Annotated in this window: 21 protein-coding genes; 12 read left to right on the forward strand and 9 right to left on the reverse strand. The window is 68.7% G+C overall.

Features of this window, described 5'->3' with window-relative positions; all coding sequences use genetic code 11:
• Positions 1-10: 10 nt before the first annotated feature.
• The 3 genes from ACFORO_RS31580 to ACFORO_RS31590 all read left to right on the forward strand — a co-directional run bounded on the left by ACFORO_RS31580 (position 11) and on the right by ACFORO_RS31590 (position 3833).
• Positions 11-2827, forward strand: coding sequence for a vitamin B12-dependent ribonucleotide reductase (locus ACFORO_RS31580; RefSeq protein ID WP_377872694.1), 2817 nt, complete (start codon positions 11-13; stop codon positions 2825-2827).
• A gap of 164 nt (positions 2828-2991) precedes the next feature.
• Positions 2992-3408, forward strand: coding sequence for a prevent-host-death protein (locus tag ACFORO_RS31585; RefSeq protein WP_377872693.1), 417 nt, complete (start codon positions 2992-2994; stop codon positions 3406-3408).
• A complete protein-coding gene (locus tag ACFORO_RS31590; RefSeq protein ID WP_377872692.1) occupies positions 3405-3833 on the forward strand; it encodes a cytotoxic translational repressor of toxin-antitoxin stability system in 429 nt (142 codons plus the stop codon). The genes ACFORO_RS31585 and ACFORO_RS31590 overlap by 4 nt, the downstream gene beginning before the upstream one ends.
• 14 nt (positions 3834-3847) lie before the next feature.
• Here the strand turns inward: ACFORO_RS31590 and ACFORO_RS31595 are convergent, their stop codons facing one another.
• The 3 genes from ACFORO_RS31595 to ACFORO_RS31605 are packed head-to-tail and all read right to left on the reverse strand — an operon-like array spanning position 3848 to position 5342.
• Positions 3848-4240, reverse strand: a complete 393-nt coding sequence (locus tag ACFORO_RS31595; protein WP_354745549.1) for a tautomerase family protein — start codon at positions 4238-4240, stop codon at positions 3848-3850.
• Positions 4241-4251: 11 nt separating this feature from the next.
• Positions 4252-4779, reverse strand: coding sequence for a DUF4865 family protein (locus tag ACFORO_RS31600; RefSeq protein ID WP_377872691.1), 528 nt, complete (start codon positions 4777-4779; stop codon positions 4252-4254).
• 5 nt (positions 4780-4784) lie between these two features.
• Positions 4785-5342, reverse strand: a complete 558-nt coding sequence (locus ACFORO_RS31605) for a TetR/AcrR family transcriptional regulator (RefSeq protein ID WP_377872690.1) — start codon at positions 5340-5342, stop codon at positions 4785-4787.
• A 135-nt stretch (positions 5343-5477) separates the two neighbouring features.
• Between ACFORO_RS31605 and ACFORO_RS31610 the strand changes: the two genes are divergently transcribed.
• From ACFORO_RS31610 to ACFORO_RS31620, 3 genes are all read left to right on the forward strand, one after another.
• Positions 5478-6299 carry a S1 family peptidase gene (locus ACFORO_RS31610; protein WP_377872689.1) on the forward strand — a complete coding sequence of 274 codons (822 nt, stop codon included), beginning with the start codon at positions 5478-5480 and terminating at the stop codon, positions 6297-6299.
• Between the two features lie 5 nt (positions 6300-6304).
• Positions 6305-6793 carry a hypothetical protein gene (locus ACFORO_RS31615; RefSeq protein ID WP_377872688.1) on the forward strand — a complete coding sequence of 163 codons (489 nt, stop codon included), beginning with the start codon at positions 6305-6307 and terminating at the stop codon, positions 6791-6793.
• Positions 6794-6854: 61 nt separating this feature from the next.
• Entirely contained in the window at positions 6855-7433 is a 579-nt protein-coding gene (locus tag ACFORO_RS31620) for a hypothetical protein (protein ID WP_377872687.1), read from the forward strand.
• Here ACFORO_RS31620 and ACFORO_RS31625 read toward each other — a convergent pair.
• On the reverse strand, positions 7430-9439 hold the full coding sequence (locus ACFORO_RS31625) for a prolyl oligopeptidase family serine peptidase (protein WP_377872686.1): 2010 nt from the start codon (positions 9437-9439) through the stop codon (positions 7430-7432). The two genes, ACFORO_RS31620 and ACFORO_RS31625, sit on opposite strands and share 4 nt — an antisense overlap.
• A 107-nt stretch (positions 9440-9546) precedes the next feature.
• On the opposite strand from ACFORO_RS31625, the gene ACFORO_RS31630 reads away from it, so the two are divergent.
• The gene (locus ACFORO_RS31630) at positions 9547-10449 is read left to right on the forward strand and encodes a neutral zinc metallopeptidase (RefSeq protein ID WP_377872684.1); all 903 of its coding nucleotides are present in this window, start codon (positions 9547-9549) and stop codon (positions 10447-10449) included.
• Here the strand turns inward: ACFORO_RS31630 and ACFORO_RS31635 are convergent.
• On the reverse strand, positions 10442-11020 hold the full coding sequence (locus ACFORO_RS31635) for a TIGR03086 family metal-binding protein (protein WP_377872683.1): 579 nt from the start codon (positions 11018-11020) through the stop codon (positions 10442-10444). The two genes, ACFORO_RS31630 and ACFORO_RS31635, sit on opposite strands and share 8 nt — an antisense overlap.
• An 81-nt stretch (positions 11021-11101) precedes the next feature.
• On the opposite strand from ACFORO_RS31635, the gene pdxR reads away from it, so the two are divergent.
• Both pdxR and ACFORO_RS31645 read left to right on the forward strand, forming a co-directional pair.
• Positions 11102-12511, forward strand: coding sequence for a MocR-like pyridoxine biosynthesis transcription factor PdxR (pdxR, locus tag ACFORO_RS31640; protein WP_377872682.1), 1410 nt, complete (start codon positions 11102-11104; stop codon positions 12509-12511).
• A 98-nt stretch (positions 12512-12609) separates the two neighbouring features.
• A complete protein-coding gene (locus ACFORO_RS31645) occupies positions 12610-13041 on the forward strand; it encodes a CBS domain-containing protein (protein WP_377872680.1) in 432 nt (143 codons plus the stop codon).
• 4 nt (positions 13042-13045) lie between these two features.
• Here the strand turns inward: ACFORO_RS31645 and ACFORO_RS31650 are convergent, their stop codons facing one another.
• Complete coding sequence (locus ACFORO_RS31650) at positions 13046-14569, reverse strand: DUF4139 domain-containing protein (RefSeq protein ID WP_377872679.1); 1524 nt, start codon at positions 14567-14569, stop codon at positions 13046-13048.
• Between the two features lie 124 nt (positions 14570-14693).
• On the opposite strand from ACFORO_RS31650, the gene ACFORO_RS31655 reads away from it, so the two are divergent.
• Positions 14694-16424 (forward strand): Xaa-Pro dipeptidyl-peptidase, encoded by a 1731-nt coding sequence (locus ACFORO_RS31655; protein ID WP_377872678.1) that lies wholly within the window; start codon positions 14694-14696, stop codon positions 16422-16424.
• Here the strand turns inward: ACFORO_RS31655 and ACFORO_RS31660 are convergent.
• A complete protein-coding gene (locus ACFORO_RS31660) occupies positions 16400-17041 on the reverse strand; it encodes a response regulator (protein ID WP_377872677.1) in 642 nt (213 codons plus the stop codon). The two genes, ACFORO_RS31655 and ACFORO_RS31660, sit on opposite strands and share 25 nt — an antisense overlap.
• On the reverse strand, positions 17038-18174 hold the full coding sequence (locus ACFORO_RS31665) for a sensor histidine kinase (protein ID WP_377872676.1): 1137 nt from the start codon (positions 18172-18174) through the stop codon (positions 17038-17040). The genes ACFORO_RS31660 and ACFORO_RS31665 overlap by 4 nt, the downstream gene beginning before the upstream one ends.
• 90 nt (positions 18175-18264) lie before the next feature.
• On the opposite strand from ACFORO_RS31665, the gene ACFORO_RS31670 reads away from it, so the two are divergent.
• Positions 18265-19116 carry a M23 family metallopeptidase gene (locus ACFORO_RS31670; protein ID WP_354745519.1) on the forward strand — a complete coding sequence of 284 codons (852 nt, stop codon included), beginning with the start codon at positions 18265-18267 and terminating at the stop codon, positions 19114-19116.
• Between the two features lie 203 nt (positions 19117-19319).
• Complete coding sequence (locus ACFORO_RS31675) at positions 19320-20414, forward strand: DUF4192 domain-containing protein (RefSeq protein WP_377872675.1); 1095 nt, start codon at positions 19320-19322, stop codon at positions 20412-20414.
• 507 nt (positions 20415-20921) lie between these two features.
• On the opposite strand, the gene galE is transcribed toward ACFORO_RS31675, so the two are convergent.
• Positions 20922-21902, reverse strand: a complete 981-nt coding sequence (gene galE / locus ACFORO_RS31680) for a UDP-glucose 4-epimerase GalE (RefSeq protein WP_370939061.1) — start codon at positions 21900-21902, stop codon at positions 20922-20924.
• Between the last annotated feature and the right edge of the window lie 69 nt (positions 21903-21971).

A 21971-nucleotide genomic window follows, 5' to 3' on the forward strand; every position in this document is an offset into this window, starting at 1 on the left:
ACAGGACCGCATGACCGAAACCGTGGGAACCGGCGCGGCGGCCGGACAGAACAAGAAGCCGAACAAGGGCCTCACCGTCCGGCGGGTCTTCACCACCGAGGGGACCCACCCCTACGACGAGGTCGCGTGGGAGACCCGCGACGTCGTCATGACGAACTGGCGCGACGGCAGCGTCAACTTCGAGCAGCGCGGGGTCGAATTCCCCGGGTTCTGGTCGGTCAACGCCACCAACATCGTCACCAGCAAGTACTTCCGCGGCGCGGTCGGCAGCCCGCAGCGCGAGAGCAGCCTCAAGCAGCTCATCGACCGCGTGGTGCGCACCTACGTGAAGGCCGCCGCCGAGCACGACTACTTCGCCGGTCCGTCCGACCTCGAGATCTTCGAGCACGAGCTCACCTGGATGCTGCTGCACCAGGTCTTCAGCTTCAACTCCCCGGTGTGGTTCAACGTCGGCACGTCCTCGAAGCAGCAGGTGTCCGCCTGCTTCATCCTCGCCGTCGACGACACGATGGAGTCGATCCTCAACTGGTACCGCGAGGAAGGCCTGATCTTCAAGGGCGGTTCCGGCGCGGGCCTCAACCTCTCGCGGATCCGGTCCTCGAAGGAACTGCTCACCTCCGGCGGCACCGCGTCCGGCCCGGTCTCGTTCATGCGCGGCGCCGACGCGTCCGCGGGCACCATCAAGTCCGGCGGGGCCACTCGGCGCGCGGCGAAGATGGTCGTGCTCGACGTCGACCACCCGGACATCGAGGAGTTCATCCAGACCAAGGCGCGCGAAGAGGAAAAAATCAAGGTCCTCCGCGACGCCGGGTTCGACATGGACCTCTCCGGCTCCGACATCTCCTCGGTGCAGTACCAGAACGCGAACAACTCGGTCCGCGTCTCCGACGAGTTCATGCACGCCGTCGAGAACGGCACGGACTTCGGCCTGCGCGCCCGGCTCACCGGCGAGGTCATCGACCGCACCGACGGGAAGAAGCTGTTCCGCGGCATGGCTCAAGCGGCGTGGGAATGCGCCGACCCGGGCATCCAGTACGACAGCACGATCAACGACTGGCACACCTGCCCCGAATCGGGCCGGATCACCGCGTCCAACCCGTGCAGCGAGTACATGCACCTCGACAACTCGAGCTGCAACCTCGCGTCGCTCAACCTGCTGAAGTTCGTGTCCGAAGAGGGCACGTTCGACGCGCCGCTGTTCGCGAAGGCCGTCGAGTTCGTCATCACCGCGATGGACGTCTCGATCTGCTTCGCCGACTTCCCGACCGAGCCGATCGCCGACACCACGCGCAAGTTCCGTCAGCTCGGCATCGGCTACGCCAACCTCGGCGCGCTGCTGATGGCGCTGGGCCACGCGTACGACTCCGAGGGCGGCCGCGCGCTCGCCGCGGCGATCACGTCCCTGATGACCGGCGTGTCCTACCGTCGCTCGGCCGAGTTGGCCAGCGTCGTCGGACCGTACGAGGGCTACGCCCGCAACGCCGAGGCGCACCAGCGCGTCATGCGCAAGCACGCCGCGGCCAACGAGCTTGTCCGCACCTATCACAGCAACGACGCGGCAGTTCGCGCTCTCGCGTCGCAGGAATGGAAGCAGGGCATCGAGCTCGGCACTCGCGACGGCTGGCGCAACGCGCAGGCTTCGGTGCTCGCGCCCACCGGCACCATCGGCTTCATGATGGACTGCGACACCACCGGCATCGAGCCGGACTTCTCGCTGGTGAAGTTCAAGAAGCTCGTCGGCGGCGGGTCCATGCAGATCGTGAACCAGACCGTGCCGCGCGCCCTGCAGGTGCTGGGCTACCAGGCTGAGCAGGTCGAGGCGATCGTCGAGTACGTCGCGGAGCACGGCCACGTGGTCGACGCGCCGGGCCTGCGCCCCGAGCACTACGAGGTGTTCGACTGCGCGGTCGGCGACCGGTCCATCGCGCCGATGGGCCACGTGCGGATGATGGCCGCGGTGCAGCCGTTCATCTCGGGCGCGATCTCGAAGACGGTCAACATGCCGGAGTCCGCGACGGTCGAGGACGTCGAGGAGATTTACTTCCAGGGCTGGAAACTCGGTCTCAAGGCGCTCGCGATCTACCGCGACAACTGCAAGGTCGGCCAGCCGCTGTCCACGGGCAAGAAGAAGGAAGCCGCGGCCGAGACCGAGCCGGAGAAGGTCGTCGAATACCGCCCGGTGCGCCGCCGCCTGCCGAAGAAGCGCCCGAGCCAGACGGTGTCGTTCACCGTCGGCGGCGCCGAGGGCTACCTGCACGCGGGTTCGTACCCGGACGACGGTCTCGGCGAGATCTTCGTGAAGCTGGGCAAGCAGGGCTCCACCCTGTCCGGCGTGATGGACGCCTTCTCGATGTCGATCTCGGTCGGCCTGCAGCACGGCATCCCGCTCGAGTTCTACGTCTCGAAGTTCTCCAACCTGCGCTTCGAACCGGCGGGCATGACCGACGACCCGGACATCCGGATCGCCACGAGCGTCATGGACTACCTGTTCCGCCGCTTGGCACTCGACTACCTGCCGTACGAAAAGCGGGCCCAGCTGGGCATTTTCACCGCGGACGAACGCTCCGCGGAGGTCGAGGCGAACTACGGCGGGCAGAACCTCGAGATCGAGGCGCTGCGCAGCAGCGTGGATTCGTCGCCCGCCCGTGCGGAAGAGTCCACAACGGACACTTCGTCGCGTGACGCGCACAGCACGGCCGAACTGATGGAACTGCACCTAGGCAAGGCCGCCGACGCCCCGCTCTGCATGACCTGCGGAACGAAAATGCGGCCCGCCGGATCGTGCTACGCCTGCGAGGGCTGCGGAGCTACTTCCGGCTGCAGCTAAGCGTTTCTTCGCCAGCTGAACGACTGGTCGGGGCTGGGGCAGCAGGTGCTGCCCCAGCCCCGATTTTCGTCTGCTGACAGCTGCGCTGACCTCTCAAGTACGTCACGTACTTGACGTACTTGCTTCCGGGAGGCATGCTGGTGGGGACCGCCTGGGAGGCTGACATGTCCGCAGTGCACTACGACACCTACACCGATGCGCGTGCACATTTGAAGGATTTGCTGGACGCCGCTGAGAAAGGGCTCGTCGCGACAGTTCGGCGCGATTCCGCGACGACCGCCGTGGTGGATGTCGTGCGCCTGCGCCACGTCCTCGCGGCGGTCGTTCCGTCGCACGCTCAAGTCGTCCCCGAAGCCGGCGGCTGGTCGGTGTTCATCCCGGGGCTGCCGGTGTCCGCGGACGGCGCGTCGTTCGACGAGGCGGTCGACGAAATGGTCGACGCCCTGCGGGAGTACGCGCAGGATTGGCAGGAGCGTTTGCTGAACGCTCCGAACCACCGGGACAACTGGGGGCTGGTGCAGCTGATCAGCTTCAGCGACGACGCGCAGCTGCGCGACTGGCTTGTCGGTGCCGCGCAATGACTTCCTGGCCCCAGCCGACCCGCGACGACCACGAGACGTTCTGCAAGGTCGAAGAATGGCGCAGAGTGCGCGACGCTCGCGGGCGAACGGGTACGCATCACGTCACGTACGAACTAGATCTTGTCGACGGCCGGATTCTGCGTACCCGAGTCTCGCGTCCGGTGGACCGCAGCGGTTACGGACCGGGCCTGTGGAAGCACATTCTCCGCGACCAGCTTGATGTCGGGGAACCAGTTTTCTGGTCCTGCGTGCAGGACGGCGTCAAACCGGCTCGCGGGACACCTCAGCCACCAGCCGAGGCCCTGCCCGCCGATCTGGTGTACCTGCTGCTCCGGCGCGTGGGGCTCGAAGAGTCCGAGGTGGCCGGGATGAGCAAGGACGAGGCGGTGGCCAGGGTTCAGCGTTACTGGACCGAGAATGCTTGATCAGGCCACCGCTTTCAGGGCGCTGACGGCAGCATCTGCGCGACCCCCTCGCCGAACGACCAGTCCACCTCGTGGTTTTCCGTCAGGCTGAAGAACACATTCCTCGGCTCGATCCCCGTCGACTCGGCGATGAGTTCCGTCGCTCGCCGGTACAGCGCGGTTTTCTGGTCGTTCGTGCGCCCGGCGCGCAACGTGATGGCGATGTACACGATGTCGTCGTCGCGGTGGACGCCGAAGTAGTCGGGGTCGTAGCGCAAGCGGTCGGCGGCGTGGCTGTTCAGGATCTGGAACCGGTCGTCGACGGGGACGTCGATGGTTTCGGTCATCGCCTGGTGCACGGCTTCGCCGATGGCGGGGAGGCGGTCGGCGTTGGGTGCGGACAGCACGTCGATGCGGACGAGCGGCATGGGGTGACCTTTCAGCTCAGCTGGTCGAGATTTGGTTGGGACAGGTGAAGCACTCGGTAGCAGACGTCGGCGTCCTCGGTCGGGGCGGTGGTCCAGAGGGTGAAGCGCACGGCTTCCCAGCGACGTGGGTCGATGGCCAGTGCGGTGGTGTGCACGGCCGGGTTGTGGGACAGCTGCGCGAGTTCGGCTAGTTCGCGTTCGATTCCGCCAGAGGGCGCCAGCGGGCGTACGCGTTTGGTCGCGAAGTTCGGGGAGGTTGCCCGCGCCGGACCAGGCAGGCAGCTTGCGCCGGTCCAGTGCTGCACCGGCGGTCGGCCGAAATCCTGGACTATGCCGTCGAATCCGCCGCCGCCCCAGAGGAATTGGCTCATTCCGCCGGTGTCGGTCCAGAGGTAGAACGGCGCGTACTTGTTGTCGCGTACCAGATATGCCTTGAGTCCCAGTCCAGGGAAGGCGTCGGTGCGATGGCCTCGGGTGGCGACTCGGTGCTCGATGTCGTATCCGGCGGGCAGGTCGATCTCGTACTGCATCGCGTACATCGGCGTCACCGCCGGCCGAGGAGGGCAAGTGCGCCGCGGATTGCCTGGTCGAACGGCTCCACTGTGCCGGATGATCGGGCCAGGACGTACCCGCCTTGCAGCACCGCGACCAGTGTGGTTGCCGTCGCGGCTGGGTCGAGATCGCTGGGCAGTTCGCCGTTCGCGGCGCCCTCGGCGAGCACTTCGGCGAGACGGCCGCGGAGCCAGTCGAACGTTTCTTCCAGCGGTGCGCGCAATTCCGGGTTCGTGACGATCTCGGGATCCAGCGCCAGCCGGCCGACCGGGCAGCCGCGCAGGACGTCTCGTTCGCGCAGCAGGTAGGCGGAGACGCGTTCGACCGCGGTCGTGCCCTGGGCGAACGCGGCCTCGGCGGAGGCGCGCAGATCGTCGGCGTTCTGCCGGATCGCGGCGAGCGCCAGGTCCGCCTTGCCGGTGAAGTGGTGGTACATGCTGCCCTGCCCGGCCCCGGCGCGCTGCTGGATCGCCTTCGGGCTGGTGCCGACGTACCCCCGCTCCCACAACAGGTCCTGGGTGCTCGCGATGAGCTGGTCTCTGGTGGACATGAGCTCAGCGTACATACTAGTAGGTACAGAGACAAGCGTGGGGGCAGGCCCTACCGCGGAGAGACCGGCTGTCCGCATGGTCCGGATGATCTTGGCCGGGCAGGCTGACCGGGAAGCGAACGAAAGGACTTCTCCGTGATCAAGTCTGCTGGCCGCCGGGCGGTCGCCGTGACGATGGCCGCCGCGGTGTGCACCGCCTTGTTCTCGACCGGCACTGCCGAGGCGATCGTGAAGGGCGGCGATTCGACGCAGCGCTACCCGTTCATGGCGTCAATACCGGAGACAGTCAGCCAGACCGGCGACCGCGGTGTGTGCGGTGCTTCGCTGATCGACCCGCAGTGGGTGGTGACCGCGGGGCACTGCGTGGACTCGAACCTCGTAACGCCGGACGGGACCGTCCGGATCGGCAGCGAGCGGCAGCATTCCGGCGGGACCGTCCGGCGGATCACGCAGGTGATCACGCATCCGGGCTACGCGTTGCAGAGCGAGACCATTCCCTTCAATCGCAACGACGTCGCGTTGATCAAGCTGGACCGTCCTGTCGCCGAGAAGCCGATCCGGCTGGCGTCCCGGCCGGGTGCGCCCGGTACGCCGACGCGGCTGCTCGGGTTCGGCACCACCGTGGACACGTACGACTTCACGAAGGCCCGGTTCCCGGAACGATTGCAGGAACTGGACGTTCGACGCGGCGCGGAATCCGAATGCGGCCCAGGTTATGCGGGTCGGACGCGGTTGTGCACGGTCAGCCCTAGGCCGGAAGCGATGGCGTGCATCGGCGACTCCGGCGGTCCGCAGGTCCGGCGTGGAGCGGGTGGGCGGTGGGAACTGGTCGGGGTGACATCCGGGCCGGGCACCGCGCGTTCGGCTTGTGCGGGCGGTCCGGGGCTGTACAGCAGCGTGCCTGCGTACGCCGACTGGATCCGGCGGACGATCTGGGCGAACCGGGGAGGAAACTAGCGATCGTGACTCTTGTTTCGGCGGGCTACCGCGCTGTGCGGCGGACCAGCGAACTCGTGTCGATCAGCGAGTGCGTCGCCGAGGTGCACGACGACTGGTTCCGCGATCTCGCCCTCGCTCGGCAAACCGGGCTTGACGTGCTCGAAGTGGGCTTCGTGCCGGACGAAGCCGAGCCGATCGTCCGCGAAATCATCGCGGACGGCTGGACTCGCGAGACCAGCGCCGTTGTCGGGCGGATCGAGGAAGGCGCGAGCACGTCCGGCGAGTTGCTCGGCTTCGAGTTGGTCGGGTACGACGGCGGACTCTGGCACACCTGGCGCTGCCTCGACGGCCTGGTCGACGACGTCCGTGCGGCCACCGGCGTTGTGTCCGGACGGCACGGGCTGATCGAGAGCGAGGACGCTGCCCATCAGGCGGCCCGCTGGCTCACCGAATCCGGTCTGGGCGACCCGAAAGTGTTCGACTGGGCCGCCGCCGCGTTGTACGTCCCGTAGCTCCACCGAATCTCCACAACCTCCACTCCGCAACGGCACATCCAGGCGGCAGCATGACCGCGTGGACTGGAGTGCGGTGTTCGAGGCGGAAGCGCGGCGGCGGAAGGTCCGGCCGCAGCCGGTGTGGGGGAGCGGGGTGCGGCTGGATCCAGTGGTGGCGCGCAGCGTCCGGCGGTTCCGGCAGGCGCCGGACGAGCTGACCGCGGAAGACCAACAGCTGGTTGCCCGGTTGCTCGAAACCGCGAGCAAACCGGGGAGAAGCGATGTGATGAGCCAGCTGATCTCCGACGTTCTCGCGCTCGGCTACTACCGTGCGTTGCGAGATGGCACCCGCGATCCGGTCACTGTGGAGGTTGCCGCGCGCGTGTTCGCCGGGCTGGAACGGCGGCTCGGCTATCACGTGGACCGGTTGCGGCGGCAGAGAATCGCGGCCTCGGTGAAGTGGCGAGCCAAGGCGGTGCTGGAAACTGGCGGCGTACTAGTCGGCCACGGACGCGCGTTGCGGCGGCTCGGTACGCCGTGGCTCGCGTTCGTCACCGACGCCTGGGCTCAGTTCGAACGAGCGCTTGCGGATGTCCACAGAGGACCGTCGGTACGCCCGGGGCCGCGCGTGCGGGCGCGGCCCCGGGGACTGGTCTAGGAAAGCTTCGACCAGAGGAATTCGTACGCGACCGCCGAACGGAACGCGAGCTGTTCGTTGTCCGCCGCCGCTCCGTGGCCGCCTTCGATGTTCTCGAAGTACTCCACGTCGTGGCCCTGCTCGCGCATCCGGGCGACCATCTTGCGCGCGTGCCCGGGGTGCACGCGGTCGTCGCGCGTCGAGGTCACGAAGAGGATCGGCGGATAGCCGACGTCCGCCGAAACGTTGTGGTACGGCGAGTATTTCGAGATGTACTCCCACTCTTCCGGGACGTCCGGGTCGCCCCATTCGGCCATCCACGAGGCCCCGGCCGGCAACAGGTGGTAGCGCTTCATGTCGAGCAACGGCACCTGGCACACGATCGCGCTGAACAGCTCCGGGTAGCGGGTGAGCATGACGCCCATCAGCAGTCCGCCGTTGCTGCCGCCTTGGATGCCGAGCCGTTCCTTCGTCGTGATGCCCCGTGCGACGAGATCGCGCGCGACCGCGGCGAAGTCCTCGTACGCCTTGTGCCGGTTCTCCTTCACCGCCTGCATGTGCCATTCCGGGCCGTACTCGCCGCCGCCGCGGATGTTCGCGACCACGTACGTGCCGCCGCGCGACAGCCAGGACCGGCCGACGACCCCGCCGTACGACGGGGTCAGCGAAACCTCGAAACCGCCGTAGCCGTACAGCAGCGTGGGGCCGTTTTCTGCGCCCGGCGGGCGGACCACGAAGTACGGGATCCTCGTGCCGTCGTCCGACGTCGCGAAGTACTGGCTGACCTCCATCCCGGTCGCGTCGAAGAACTCCGGCGCCTGCTTCAGCACCTCGACGACGCCGCCGACGACGCCGCGGGTGAGCGTGGACGGCTGGACGTAGCTGGAGGAATCCACCAGATATTCGTCGTCGACGTCCGGTTCGGTGTCGACGATCTGCGCGCTGCCGAATTCCGGCGCACCGCCCAGTTCCGCCTCGGCCCAGCCGTCTGGGCCCGGCGTCAGCACGCGCAGCTCCGACTTGACGTCGTGCAGCGTCGCGAGCAGGAGATGGTTGCGGGTCCACGTGTAGTAGTCCAGCGACGTGTGCGCGTCCGGGGTGAACAGCGCGGTGAAGTCACGGTCGCCCGACTTGAACGCGTCGTAGTTGATCGCGAGCAGCGTGCCCGCCGGATGCTCGGCGCCGCCGACGGTCCACGCGCTGCGCGGGTGCACGAGCAGCCATTCGCGGTGCGTGGACACCTCGACGTCCTCGGGCAGGTCCAGTTTGGTCAATCCGGACGGAGTCCGCTCGAAGTACTCGGTGCGGTAGAAGTCGATCGCGCGGCGCACGAAATCGCGTTGGAAGCCCTCGGTCGGGTCGTGGACCGCCATCACCGCGACGTCGTCCGGCTTGCCCTCGGCGACGAGCACCGCGTCTTCGAGCGGGGTGCCGCGCCGCCATTCCTTCACCAGCCGCGGATAGCCCGACGTGGTCAGCGAGCCCGGGCCGAAGTCGGTTCCGATGTACACCCGGTCGGCGTCGATCCACCCGATCCGGTGCTTCGCCTCGGGCAGGGTGTAGCCGTCCGCCACGAACTCGTGCGCGTCGAGGTCGAACTCGCGGACGACGGTCGCGTCCGCGCCGCCGCGCGAGAGCTGGACCAGGCCGAGCCGGTGCCCTGGACGCAGCACCGCGGCGCCCTTCCAGACCCAGTTCTCGTCCTCGGCCGCGGCGAGCGCGTCGACGTCGAGCAGGATCTCCCAGTCCGGTTCGCCGGTGCGGTACTGCTCCAGCGTGGTGCGTCGCCACAGCCCGCGCGGGTGCTCGGCGTCCTGCCAGAAGTTGTAGTAGCGCGTCCCCCGGCGCGCGACGTACGGGATCCGGCCGCCCGCGTCGAGCACCTCGCGGATCGAGTCCCGCAGCTGCCCGAACCTCTCGCTCGCGGTGAGCACGTCCAGCGTCTCCGCGTTGCGCGAACGGACCCATTCGAGCGCCTCGTCGCCCGTCACGTCTTCCAGCCACAGGTACGGATCTTCGACAGTCATAGCGTCCAGTCTCGCTGCCTGTCGCGGATCAGGCCAGGAGCCCGGCGTTCCCGTTTCGTGATCCAGGGCGGCTCGCGGTCTCCGTATGCTGGTCGGGAGGGGGAGGAATGACGTATTACGCCGGGGGCCCGTGGCCTCCGCCGCCAGTGCAGGCTCCGCCGCGCCGGAAGGCGGGCAAAGCGCTGGGCGCCGTCGCCGCGGTGGCGATCGTCGCGGTCACGCTCGCCTTGATGGCCGTGGTGCCGCACGAGGTGTCCGGACACGCGATCGCGGCCCCGGACTCCGACGCGATGCCGGACCGCCAGGACGCCAAACCGGTGCGCAAGCTCAGCGGCAATCCGTTGCTGGCCGAGGGCGTCGCGCTCGGCCGGGTGTCGTGCGATCTGCCGGATCTGAGCCGGGACGCGGAGCAGCTCAAGACCTTCTACACCGCGCTGGTCGGCTGCCTGAAACAGGCGTGGCAGCCCGCGCTGGACAAAGCGGACGAGCCGAACCTGCCGGTCAAGGTGTCGGTCACGCTGCCGAAGACCAGCGCCTGCGGCAACGCGCCGTCCCGCGACGAAGCGGTCGCGTATTACTGCGGCGGCGACGCCACGATCTACGCGCCCACCGACTGGATGCTGTCGGACGCCGGGCTGAGCCGGGCCCGGCACCTGGCGACGCTCGCGCACGAGTACGGCCACCACGTCCAGCGCGAGAGCGGCATCCTCGACGCGGCGAGCGCGGAGATGGGTTCGCCGGAGCCGACCAGCGACGCGGACAAGGCCGTCGTGCGCCGGATCGAGCTGCAGGCCAACTGTTTCGGCGCGCTGTTCCTCAACGCCGCGGCGGACCGCGGGTCGATCAGCCGGGCCACCGCGAACGCCGCCGTCGCCGACTACGGCCGCGCCGACGACAGCGGCGACCACGGCACCCGCGCGAACCAGCTGGCCTGGGCGAAGGCGGGCTACACCGGAGCCGGCCCGTCCGCCTGCGACACCTGGTCGGCTCCGGCGGACAAGGTCAGCTGACCCGCCATTCCGGGTCGCGGCCCAGCAAGCCGAGGAACTGGTCGAGTTCGCTTTCGTCGGTGCTGACCGGCACTACCGGCGCGAAGGTTCCGCGCTCGACGCGTTCCTTCGGGTCGGTCGGGATCATCAGCGCGAACTGCAGGGCGGCGTGCACCGCCTCCGGCACCGGGTCGTACGCGACGTCGAGGGTCTTGGCCAGGTCCCAGCCGTGCGCGACGGTGTCGACGAGGTGCATCGCGGTCGCGACTGTGCCGGGGAAGGTGCCGAAGGTGTTGATGGCGATCTGGCGTTCCGCGACGTCGGCTTCGCCATACGCGGCGAGGTAGTCGGTCACTGAAGCCGCGTACGCGGCGTACGGGTCTTCGCCAAGCTGACCGCTGTCCCAGTCCTTCGCGGAGCCGTTGCGCGCTGCTTCGGCGAAGGCGCGGTTTTCGCTGACTTGGTGGCGGAGCAGATCGGCGAGCGTCCAGCCGGCGCACGGCGTGGGCCGGTCGAGATCCGCCGCGGTGGCCTTCGCGACGATCGGGTCGAGGACGAGAAGGGACTGCCGGTCGAGGTCGAACGTGGTCATGAGCTCACGCTAACCGCCAGATCGGTCCAGGAAGAGAGCCAAAGTGGAGCCAACTGCGGTGGACCAATCTAGGCTGGACGCGTGGACCTGCACCTGGACCTGTCCGGCACCCGCGGCCACCGCGACGAGATCTACCGCCAGATCCGCGAAGCGGTGCTCGACGGGCGGCTCCGCGACGGCGACGCGCTGCCGCCGACCCGGGAACTGGCGCACCAGCTGGCCGTTTCGCGCACCACCGTCACCGCGGCGTACGAACGCCTCACCGCGGAAGGATTCCTGACCGGCCGGGTCGGAGCCGGTACTTACGTGCGCGCCGGCGCCGCGCCGCGTCCTGTCGAACCGACCGGGCTCGCTGAGGACGTCCAGCCACGTCCAGAGTGGACAGACGTACCCACGCCGCCGAGAGCGTTCACCGACCCGCCGGAGTTCGATTTCCGTGCCGGAGTCCCGGATGTGCGGCTGTTTCCGTTCGACACCTGGCGTCGGCTGATGACCCAGTCGTTGCGCGCTACCCGCGCGGAGCTGATGACTTACGGCGAACCGCAAGGCGATCCCCGGCTGCGCACCGAGCTCGCACGGCACCTCGCGGTGTCCCGAAATGTTCGCGTGCGCCCCGACCATCTCGTGATCACCTCGGGCGCGCAGCAGACGATCGACCTCGTCGCCCGGGTCCTGCTGCGGCCCGGCGACCTGGCCGCGGTCGAGGATCCCGGTTACCCGCCGCCGCGCCTGCTGCTGGGCACGCTCGGAGTCCGCGTCGCGCCGGTTCCGGTGGACGACGAGGGCATCGTGGTCGAAGCGATTCCACCGGGCACTCGGCTGGTGCACGTCACGCCGTCGCACCAGTACCCGCTCGGGGTCGCGATGTCGCCGTCTCGCCGGCGAGCGCTGCTGGATTGGGCTGAGGACAACGGGGCCGTGGTGGTCGAGGACGATTACGACACCGAGTTCCGCTACTCCGGGCGTCCGCTGGAACCGTTGCACAGCTTGGATTCGCACGGCCGGGTGGTCTACGTCGGCTCGTTCTCGAAGGTCCTGTCGCCCGCGCTGCGGCTGGGTTTCCTCGCCGCGCCGCCCGCGTTGGCGGAGGCGATCGTGAAGGCGAAATACCTCGCCGACTGGCATTCCCCGGGCATCGAGCAGGCAGTGGTCGCGGCGTTCATCGCCGAAGGCGGGTTCGCCCGGCACGTCCGCCGGATGCGCGGCATCTACCGCGCCCGGCACGACCTTCTCGTGGACGGCCTCCGGGCGGAATTCGGCGACGTCCTGGAGCCGGTGCCCGCGTCGGCCGGTCTGCACCTGAGCGCGTCGGCGGACCGGGACCTGCGCGGTTTCGCGCGGAAGGCGACCGGGGCGGGCGTCCGGCTGTTCTCGCTCGGCGATTTCTCCGTGGCGGCGCGGCGGCACGGACTGCTGTTCGGCTACGGCGCGATCGCGACTGACCGGATCGGACCCGGGCTCGCCCGGTTGCGCCGGGTGTTCGACGGATGAGCGCGTTACCACGAACGGACGCATCCCGCCGGACTTTCGCACACGGCAGCGGGGCCCTAACCTGAGGTGACCCGACTCACCGAGGAGAGGGCATCGCCATGCGGATTGCGGATTTGCTTCAGCGCAAGGGCGCGACGGTCGCCACTGTGTCGCCGGGTACCACAGTCGCCGAGCTGCTGGCGGGGCTCGCCCGGCACAACGTCGGCGCGATGGTCGTGGTGGACGCCGAAGGCGGGATCGCCGGGATCGTGTCCGAACGCGACGTCGTGCGCAAGCTCAACGACCACGGGCCTTCGGTCCTGCAGGGGCCGGTCGCGGACATCATGACCACCATGGTCGCCAGCTGCACCCCGGACGATCCGGTGGACCAGCTCAGCGTGGTGATGACCGAACGGCGGATCCGGCACGTGCCGGTGCTCGACGGCGGGCGCCTCGCCGGGATCGTGAGCATCGGCGACGTGGTGAAGATCCGGATGGAGCAGCTGGAACAGAGCCAGGAACAGCTCGAGGCCTACATCGCACAGGGCTGACGCCTCACTCGCGCCAGCCGCTGAGTTCGACGCCCTTCGCGACGTCCACCCGGTAGCCGAGCGAGACCGTCGCGGACGCCCCGGGCGCGATCGTGAGCCGCCAGGTGAACTGGCCCAGTTCGGTGCGCTCGACCGGTTCCGGGCTGAGCCGCAGGTCTCGCACGGTGATCGAGTCGTCCCGGGAGACCGGTGCCTGGTCGAGCACGGCCACCACGGCTTCGCGGGGGCTGTGGTTGGTCACCGTCGTCAGGTAGTCGGCTTCGCGGCGGCGTTGCGTGGAGAACGTCGCCTTGCTGGCACTGCGCTTGACCAGTTCGCGTTCGATGCGGATCCGGTCGTCGACGCCCAGCGCGAGTTCGAGTTCCTCGCCGGGAGCCCACAGCTCCAGTTGCGTGCTGCCGACGAATTCGGCCTCGTGGAACACTGCGGCGCGACCGGCGCGAAGCGTGTGCTCGGCGGTGTTGACCACCTTCGCGCGCAGGTAGGCCTCCGCGGCCTGCGTCGGCGCGGTTACGTAGTCGAGTTCGGCCGTGAGGTCCAGTTGCGCGAGCGTCGTCCGATGGCCTTGCGCGCCGGACGGGATCGCGACCGGGCGCGCTGGGCGGTAGGTGACTGCGGTGGTGCCTTGCTCCACTGCGGAGAGGTGTGCGGCGAAGCCGTCTCGACCGGCTCCTGCTGCGCCGCCGTACGCCATCGCAGGGGCCGCCATCGCAGCTCGCGGCTGGGGTGGCGGAGGCTGCTGCCGATCCAGGTACCAGGGCTGGAGTTCCGGGATCACGACGGTGTTCGCCGGGCGGGCGGTCGACAGCGTCAGCTCGCACTCCGGCCAGTCCTCGCCGGTGTGCTGGCTTACGAGCCCGTACGAGGTGACCGTGACGTCGGCGCCGCGTACGCGGACGTCATATCCGGGTTCCCAGCGCGCGCCGGGGACCACATAGGACAGTTCGATTTCGGCGGTGGCCGGGGATTCCAGCTCCACGGTGATCGTCGAACTGTCCTGTTCGGACTGTGCGCTGCGAGTTTCGATCTGCCGGTCGAGCGCGGCGAGGTCTTCGCGCAGCCGTTCTAGCCTCGTGCCGAGCGCGCGACGTTCCTTGAGCGCCACCGCTAACTGCGTACTAAGCGCTTCGCTCACTTCCTGGACGCGTCCCGGTTCGGCGTCACCGCCAGCCAACGCCTTCGCGAAGCTTGCTCCGCTGCGTCGCGAGACTCCGGTCAACAGGTCGACGCGCGCCGCAGCAGCGCTCTCGTCGTCTGCAACCTCGTCGACAGTCGCTTGGTCCGCGCGTCGCTGCTCCACGAGCGCGCGCAGCGTCGGGTCTGCGGGAGCGGCGTGCTGCGCGTACGCGACGTCGACGCCAGTGACCAACGCGTCGCCCGCGCCGCTGACGCGCACCGAAGCAGCGTCGAGCGACAGGGGGAGACCCGTGATCTCTACGCGGGACCCGTCGGCCGGAGTGACTTGACAACGACGGGTGACGCGCGCGTTCTGCGGATAGACCGTGACCGTGGCGATCGGTGCGTCCATGGCTCCGACGTTAGTCGGTTGACGCGACTTGCGGTTGACGGAACTCTCAACTTACTCGTCTGCTTCGTCCAGCTTGGGGGTCCTGGTGGGAGTTGCCGCTCGAGTCGCTGCCGTTTTCGTCGCAGTGGCCACGTTATCCGTACCCGCGGTCGCTGAAGCCGCTTCGCCGCCAGCGCCGGTTTTCACCGACGGTCAAGCACAGGCGGTCTTCGATCCGGCTGACGTCATCCGCGAAGACGTCTGGGTCACCGCGCCCGTCGACAGCGACCACGACGGCAAGCCTGACCTCGTACACGCGCAAGTAGTGCGTCCGCGCGCCACGGAGCAGGGCATGAAGGTGCCTGTCGTGTACGAAGCGAGCCCGTACTTCGCGGGTGGCAACGACGTGCCGAACCACGACGTCGACACCGAGCTGTACGTGCCAGGCCCGCACGTCGCGGCGCCGATCGGGTGGGGCTACCAGAACTACTTCACCGCGCGCGGATTCGCGGTCGTGTACGGCGAATCCCTCGGCACCGGGCTGTCCACCGGCTGTCCGACGACCGGCGACGTGAACGAGACGATCGGCGCGCGTTCGGTGGTCGACTGGCTGAACGGCCGCGCTGAAGCGCACGACAAGGCTGGCGCGCCCGTCGCGGCGACCTGGAGCACGGGGAAGACCGGAATGATGGGCGTGTCGTACAACGGTACGCTGCCCAACGCCGTGGCCAGCACCGGTGTCGAAGGGCTCGAGACGATCGTGCCGATCGCCGCCATTTCGAGCTGGTACGGCTACTACCGCAACGCCGGCGCGGTCGTCGCTCCCGGCGGTTATCAGGGCGAGGACACGGACGTGCTCGCCGGCTATGTCTACTCGCGCGCTGACCAGCAGGTCTGCCGTCCGGTGCTCGACGGCCTCACCGCCGAGCAGGACCGGCTGACCGGGGACTACAGCCAGTTCTGGGACGTGCGGAACTACCGCGACGACGTCGGCAAGGTGCACGCGTCGGTGCTGGCGGTGCACGGGCTGAACGACTGGAACGTGAAGACCGAGCAGGTCGCGACCTGGTACGAAGCGCTGAAGAAGCACGGCGTCGAGCACAAGATCTGGCTGCACCAGTCCGGCCACGCGGACCCGATTTCGCTGCGCCGCGACGTCTGGCTCACGACGCTGAACAAGTGGATGTCGCATTACCTGTACGGCGTCGACAACGGCATCGAGCGCGAGCCGAAGGCGACGATCCAGCGCGAGGACAAGTCGTGGGTCGACGAGGCCGAATGGCCCGCGCCCGGCACTTCGGACGTCGAGCTGCACCCGTGGCCGGGCGGACGTTCGACCGGGGCACTCGACCGGCAGCCGGTGCCCGGCCGTCCGACCGTCGAAACGCTGGCCGACGACGCGAGCAAGAAGATCGAGCAGCTCGCCGACGCGGCGTCGTCCGGGAACCGCTTGCGCTACCGCACTTCCGCGACCACGGAACCGGTGCGGCTGTCCGGTACCGCGAAGGCCGAGCTGCGGCTGTCGTTCGACCGCCCCGCCGCGAACGTCACCGCGGTGCTGCTCGACCGTGCGCCGGACGGCACTTCCCACGTGATCAGCCGGGGCTGGACGGATCCGCAGAACCGCGTCAGCCCGTCGATCACGTCGCCGATCACGCCCGGACAGCGGTACCGCATCGAGGTTTCGCTGATGCCCAAGGACTACATCGTGGCCGCCGGGCATCGGCTGGAGTTCGTGCTGGCGTCCAGCGACCACGACTTCACGCTGCGGCCGGAGCCGGGCACCGGGCTGTCGCTGGACCTGACCGGGACGACGGTGACGCTGCCGATCGTCGGCGGGAAGCAGGCGTTCTACTCGGCGATTCCGGCGCGGTAAGCGAAGGCGACGGCCTGCGCGCGATCGCGCAGGCCTGCCTTGGAGAACAGGTGATTGACGTGCGTCTTCACCGTCGCCTCGCTGACCACGAGGGTGCGCGCGATCTCCGTGTTCGACAGGCCGGCCGCGATCAGCCGCAGCACCTCGACTTCGCGCGCGGTAAGGCCTTCGAGCTCCTTCGTGCGCACGGGGGAGCGGCTTGTCGCGGCCGCCACCAGCCGTTGCTGGAGTGCGCCGTCCACAGTGGACTGGCCAGCTGCCGCTGAGCGGAGCGCGCGGACGATCGCGTCGGCATCGGCGTCCTTGGTGAGGAACCCGCGTGCACCTGCTTTGAGCGCGGCGAGCAGGGAATCGTCGTCGGCGTACGTGGTGAGGACGACTACCTCGGTCTTCGGATGCTGTGCTCGGACCAGTTCAGTTGTCTCGACGCCGTCGCGGTTCGGCATGCGCAGGTCGACGAGCAGTACGTCCGGCTGGTGTTCCGCGACAAGTTCGAGAGCCTGTACGCCGTCTGCCGCCGCGCCTACGACCTCGACGCCCGGCAGCAGGCCGAGCAGCGTTACGAGCCCTTCGCGCACCACTGCCTGGTCGTCGGCTAGCACCACGCGAAGCGTCACGCCGGCACTGTCAGCTGAATCCGCCATCCGTCCTCCCCAGGGCCGCATTCGAGCTTCCCGTTCAACAGCGCGACCCGTTCGCCCATGCCGCGCAAACCGTATCCCGGCGACGGCGACTCCGGCGGACGGCGGCCTTGGTGGTCGATGATCGTTAAGCCGACTTCGTCTTTGTTAAAGGCCACCGTGACGTCTACGGCGGGACCGGCTGCGTGTTTGCGCGAGTTGGCGAGGGCTTCCTGTACGGCGCGTACGAGCGTTGTGCCGACAGCTGCGTCTAGCTCGCGTGGTTCGCCTTCGATCACGAGGTCGGCGCGAGAGCCGGTGTCGAGCCTGTACGCGGCTAGAAGGTCTGAGACCGAGCGCTCGACGGGTACGGCGTCTTCGCGCAGCGCGGCGACGGCCTTGCGCGCTTCGGCGAGACCGTCTGTCGCCAGCTTCTGCGCACGTTCTATCTGCGCGAGAGACTCTTCGCTCGCACCGTCGCGGACCAGCATCAGACGCGCACCCTGAAGGTTGAGCGCGAGACCGGCGAGGGAATGCGCGAGGACGTCGTGCAGTTCGCGGGCGATGCGCGCGCGTTCGGCAAGCGCGGCTGCGCGGGCGTGCTCCTCGCTGGCTGTCTGGGCGCGGGCAAGTGCGAGTTCGGTCTGTTCCAGCCGTTCCTCGCGACCCCGGCGGTTGGCCGCGAGCAGCACCATCACGACGAGGACCGCGAAGAGGGCGACGGCGTTCAGCCAGTCGAGGTCGTAGGCGATCGACCAGATGAGGATCGCCGCCGAAGCCACGGCGAGCGCGACAGCCGCCGCGATCCGGCTGCTCACGCGCAGGGTGTAGAAGGCCGCGCCGAACATCGTCGTCGAGGTCCAACTGGTCGGCTGAAGGATCCAGAGCGCTCCCGCCGCCGCGACCACGGCGATCATGGTCGAGGGCATCAGCCAGCGCGGTTTCGACTCGCGGGTGAGCCACAGGGCCGGGACGGACAGGACGAGGATCAGCCCGATCAGCGGCCACGTCCACGGCCGCGCGTTCGGGATCGCGAACAGCGGCGGCACGGCGAGCACGCCCCAGCGCACCCAGTCGGCGCCCTCGAACCGTTGCCGGGCGTTGGCGAGCGAGGCCGCCGGTGTGCCCATGGGTCCTCCCCGTCGTCTTGTACGGAAAATGTACTGGCTCGGGCTTGGCTGGAGGTGCTCGGACATTTCCCCCACCAGGAGGTACGCCCCATGTCCAGATTGAGACGGTTCGCGGCGGTCGCGGCCGCGGTGGCCTTGCCCGCGTGCGGCCTGACGCTCGCCGCCCAGTCGACGGCGTCCGCGGCCCCCAACTTCCAGGTGCCGTTCAAGTGCGGCGTCACGGTCACCGCGGCGACCTTCAGCGGCCACAACCCGGCCAACTCGGTCGACTTCCAGAAGTCCGGCATCACCGGCATGCCGGTGCTCGCGGCCGCGCCCGGGACGGTCACGCGCGTCGCGAACGAGGGCAGCACCAGCTACGGCCGCTGGATCGAACTGGACCACGGCGGCGGCTGGCGGACCCGCTACGCGCACCTGTCCGAACAGGAAGTCTCGGTGGGCCAGAGCGTCGGGCAGGGCAAGGAGATCGGCAAGGCGGGCGCGACCGGCGGGGTGACCGGCCCGCACCTGCACTTCGAGGAGAACTTGAACGGCGTGACGCAGAAGGCCGTGCTGAACGGCGTCGCGGTGCCGTACTACGGCAAGAAGGACTTCACCAGCAAGAACGGCTGCGGCGGCAACCCGTACTCGGCGACGCAGGTGTGCGGGTCGGGCTTCTCGGTGATCGACCAGCAGGCGCTGGGGACGGCGGGCACCGCGTACCTGCTGTACAACTCGTCCTCCAAAGAGAACTGCGTGACGACCCTGAAGGCGGTTTCGCTGGGGACCGCCAGCGCGGCTTCGGCGTTCCTGGAAGTGCAGGGCTCGACCAGGGCGACGGATTCGGGGAACTTCACCTACTACGCCGGCCCGGTGAAGAAGAACGCCGGTTCGACGTGCGTCAAATGGGGCGGTTCGGTCGGCTCTTCGTCGTACGAGAGCCCGTTCGAACACTGCGGCTGAGTTTGTCTTGACCGATGCTGCCGGAGCCGTTCGCTGGCTCCGGCAGCATCGGTCTATTGTGGACAGTGTTGGTCGATGCACAGGCCACCGACAATTTCCGCCGGTTGTCCCCACCGGTGACCCGGTTGTCCACAACTGCCCGCCGACTCCACAGATTTGCCGTGTTCGTCCCGATTCGCGCATTCCCGGCGCACAGTGGAGGCGTGACCACCTCGACGCCGCCCGGCATCTCCCGGGCCACCCTCCGCAATCCGGCCGACCTCATCGCTTCCCTCCCGTACCTGCTGGGCTTCCGTCCCGCCGATTCCCTTGTGCTGCTGGGCCATCGCGTCCCCGGCACCACGATCGGCCTGATGCTGCGCGCCGACCTCCCGCCGCGAGAACTCCAAGCAGAGCAGGCGGATGCGCTGATCCCGCGCTTCGCCGATCGCGAGCACAACGGTGTCACCGTCGTCCTTGTCGGCGGCTCGCCTGATGAAAACGGTCCACCGCACAGGGAATTCTTAGCCGAGCTTCGGCGGGTCCTGGCTCGACATAACCTCCGCCTGTTCCACGCACTGTGGGCCGCCGAGATCGAACCCGGTGCGCCATGGTCGTGCTATCTGGATCCGGACTGCGGCGGCGTTGTGCCCGATCCGCAGGAAACCGTCATCGCCGCCGCGACCACGGAGGCGGGTTTCGTCGTCTTCCGCAGCCGTGAAGAGCTGGCCGCGGTGCTGGAACCGCGTTCCCCGGAGGCGATCACTCGTCGCGCCGACTTGCTCGCGTCCTGCCCGGAACCGTTGTACAGCCCCGGAATGTCGCAGGGCGATGTCTTGGACGCTGCGGTAACCGAACTCCGCGACGCGTTCCTCCGGCAGCGACGAGGCGCGGGTCCACCTGATGACGACCAAGCCGTCCGGCTGGCTCACGCTCTGATGTTCACCCCCATCCGCGACGCGTGCATGGCCCTTGCGGTCCCGCCGCATACTGCGCTTACTCGGGAGGCTGAGGAGGTGTGGCTGACGCTCGTCCGCGAATTGCCGCCGCCGCACCGTGCCGAGGCTGCGCTCTATCTCGGCTACACCGCTTTGATGCGCGGGGAAGGCGCGTTGGCCGGGATGGCTTTGGCGAACGCGGTCGAGGCCGATCCTGACCACATGGTGGCGCAGTTGCTGCAGACCGCCTGGAACATCGGTATGGACCCGGCGAAGCTGACCGGCCTCGCGGACTTCAGCACGGCGGCGGATCTCGGGTTGCCGCCGCCGTCGGAGCCGGAGAGCGCTGCCGAGCCGGGGCCGCCGAGGGGGATGAGATGACCGTGGCCTGATCGCACGTCGGGAGTGCCGCCGAGTCCGAGCCGCCGAGGAGGACGAGATGACCGTGACCCTGACTGCACGTCGGGAGGGCGGAGGGCGGAGACGGGCCCCTGTCGAACCGGTTCGCTGCCTCGGTGGTGGGAGGGCTCCCTGGCGAAGCCCCGCACAGTGCCGGAAAGGCTTTGCTCGAGCCGGATTTGCCTTGGTTCCTCGCCGTGGCGTTCGATCGCATCGGCCTGTTGCGCCAACACTCCGTCGTGCACGGTGCGGGACGGGGGTCGGAACCTCGCCATCCCGGCGCGGACGTGCTTGAGCTGATTCCTTCCGTGGTCCCGAGCCCGCGTCGCACCAGTGAGTCCTAAGTGGACTATCGGCTCCTCGCCCAGTGCGTCTGGGAGGTGTGCGCAGAAACGATGCGGGGCGAGGATCTGCCAGGATCCCCGCCCCGAAACACCACACCCGGATCAGGCACCGCCCGCAGTCCGACGCTGCGGCCCGGAATCGCCGTCAGGAAAGACGCGACTGGGTGAACTGCCAAGCGTCCGACACGATCCCGTCGAGGTCGGTCAGCTTGGGCGTCCAGCCGAGTTCGCCGTTGGCCTTGTCGCTCGACGCCACCAGCACCGACGGGTCGCCCGCGCGGCGCGGGGCCACGACGGCGGGGATCGCGTGCCCGGTGACCCGGCGGCAGGCTTCCACGACCTCCAGCACCGAGAAGCCGGTGCCGCTGCCGAGGTTGTAGATGCGGTGCTCGCCGGCGGCGGCGTGGCGCAGGGCGAGGAGGTGGGCGTCGGCGAGGTCGACCACGTGGATGTAGTCGCGGACGGCCGTTTTGTCGGGCGTCGGGTAGTCGTCGCCGTAGATGGAGATGTGTTCGCGGTCGCCGGTCGCGACCTGGAGAACGAGAGGGATGAGATGGGTTTCGGTGGTGTGCCGTTCGCCGAACGCGCCGTACGCGCCGGCCACGTTGAAGTACCGCAGGCTGACCGCGGCCAGGCCGTGGGCGCGGGCGAAGCTGGTGATCGCGTGGTCGATGGCGAGCTTCGACGCGCCATACGTATTGGTCGGCTGCGTCGGGGCCGTTTCCGGGATCGGCGACACGTCGGGCTCGCCGTAGGTCGCCGCGGTGGAGGAGAACACGAGGCGCGGCGTGCCGTGCTTCTTCATCGCCTCCAGCAGCCGCAGCGAGGTCACCACGTTGCCTTCCCAGTACTTCGCCGGGTCGGCCATCGACTCGCCCACCAGCGACTTCGCGGCGAAGTGCAGCACGCCGTCGAAACCTTCGCCGAGAATGTCCGCGGCGACCTCGGCGGCGTCGCCCTCGACGAAACGCGCCTGCGGGTGCACCGCGTCCGCGTGCCCGGTCGACAGGTCGTCCACCACGGTGACCTGGTGACCCGCTTCGATGAGGCGGGCGGCGCACACGCTGCCCACGTACCCCGCGCCGCCCGTCACGATGAGCTTCAGGGGGCTTTGCTGGTCCGTCACGTCAAGGCCTTTCTGCTGAGGGGTGGCGACTCTGCGGCACAGTCTCCCCTCAGAGCGACGTGCCGGACC

Source organism: Amycolatopsis halotolerans (assembly GCF_042647905.1).
GTDB classification, from domain to species: Bacteria; Actinomycetota; Actinomycetes; order Mycobacteriales; family Pseudonocardiaceae; genus Amycolatopsis; species Amycolatopsis halotolerans.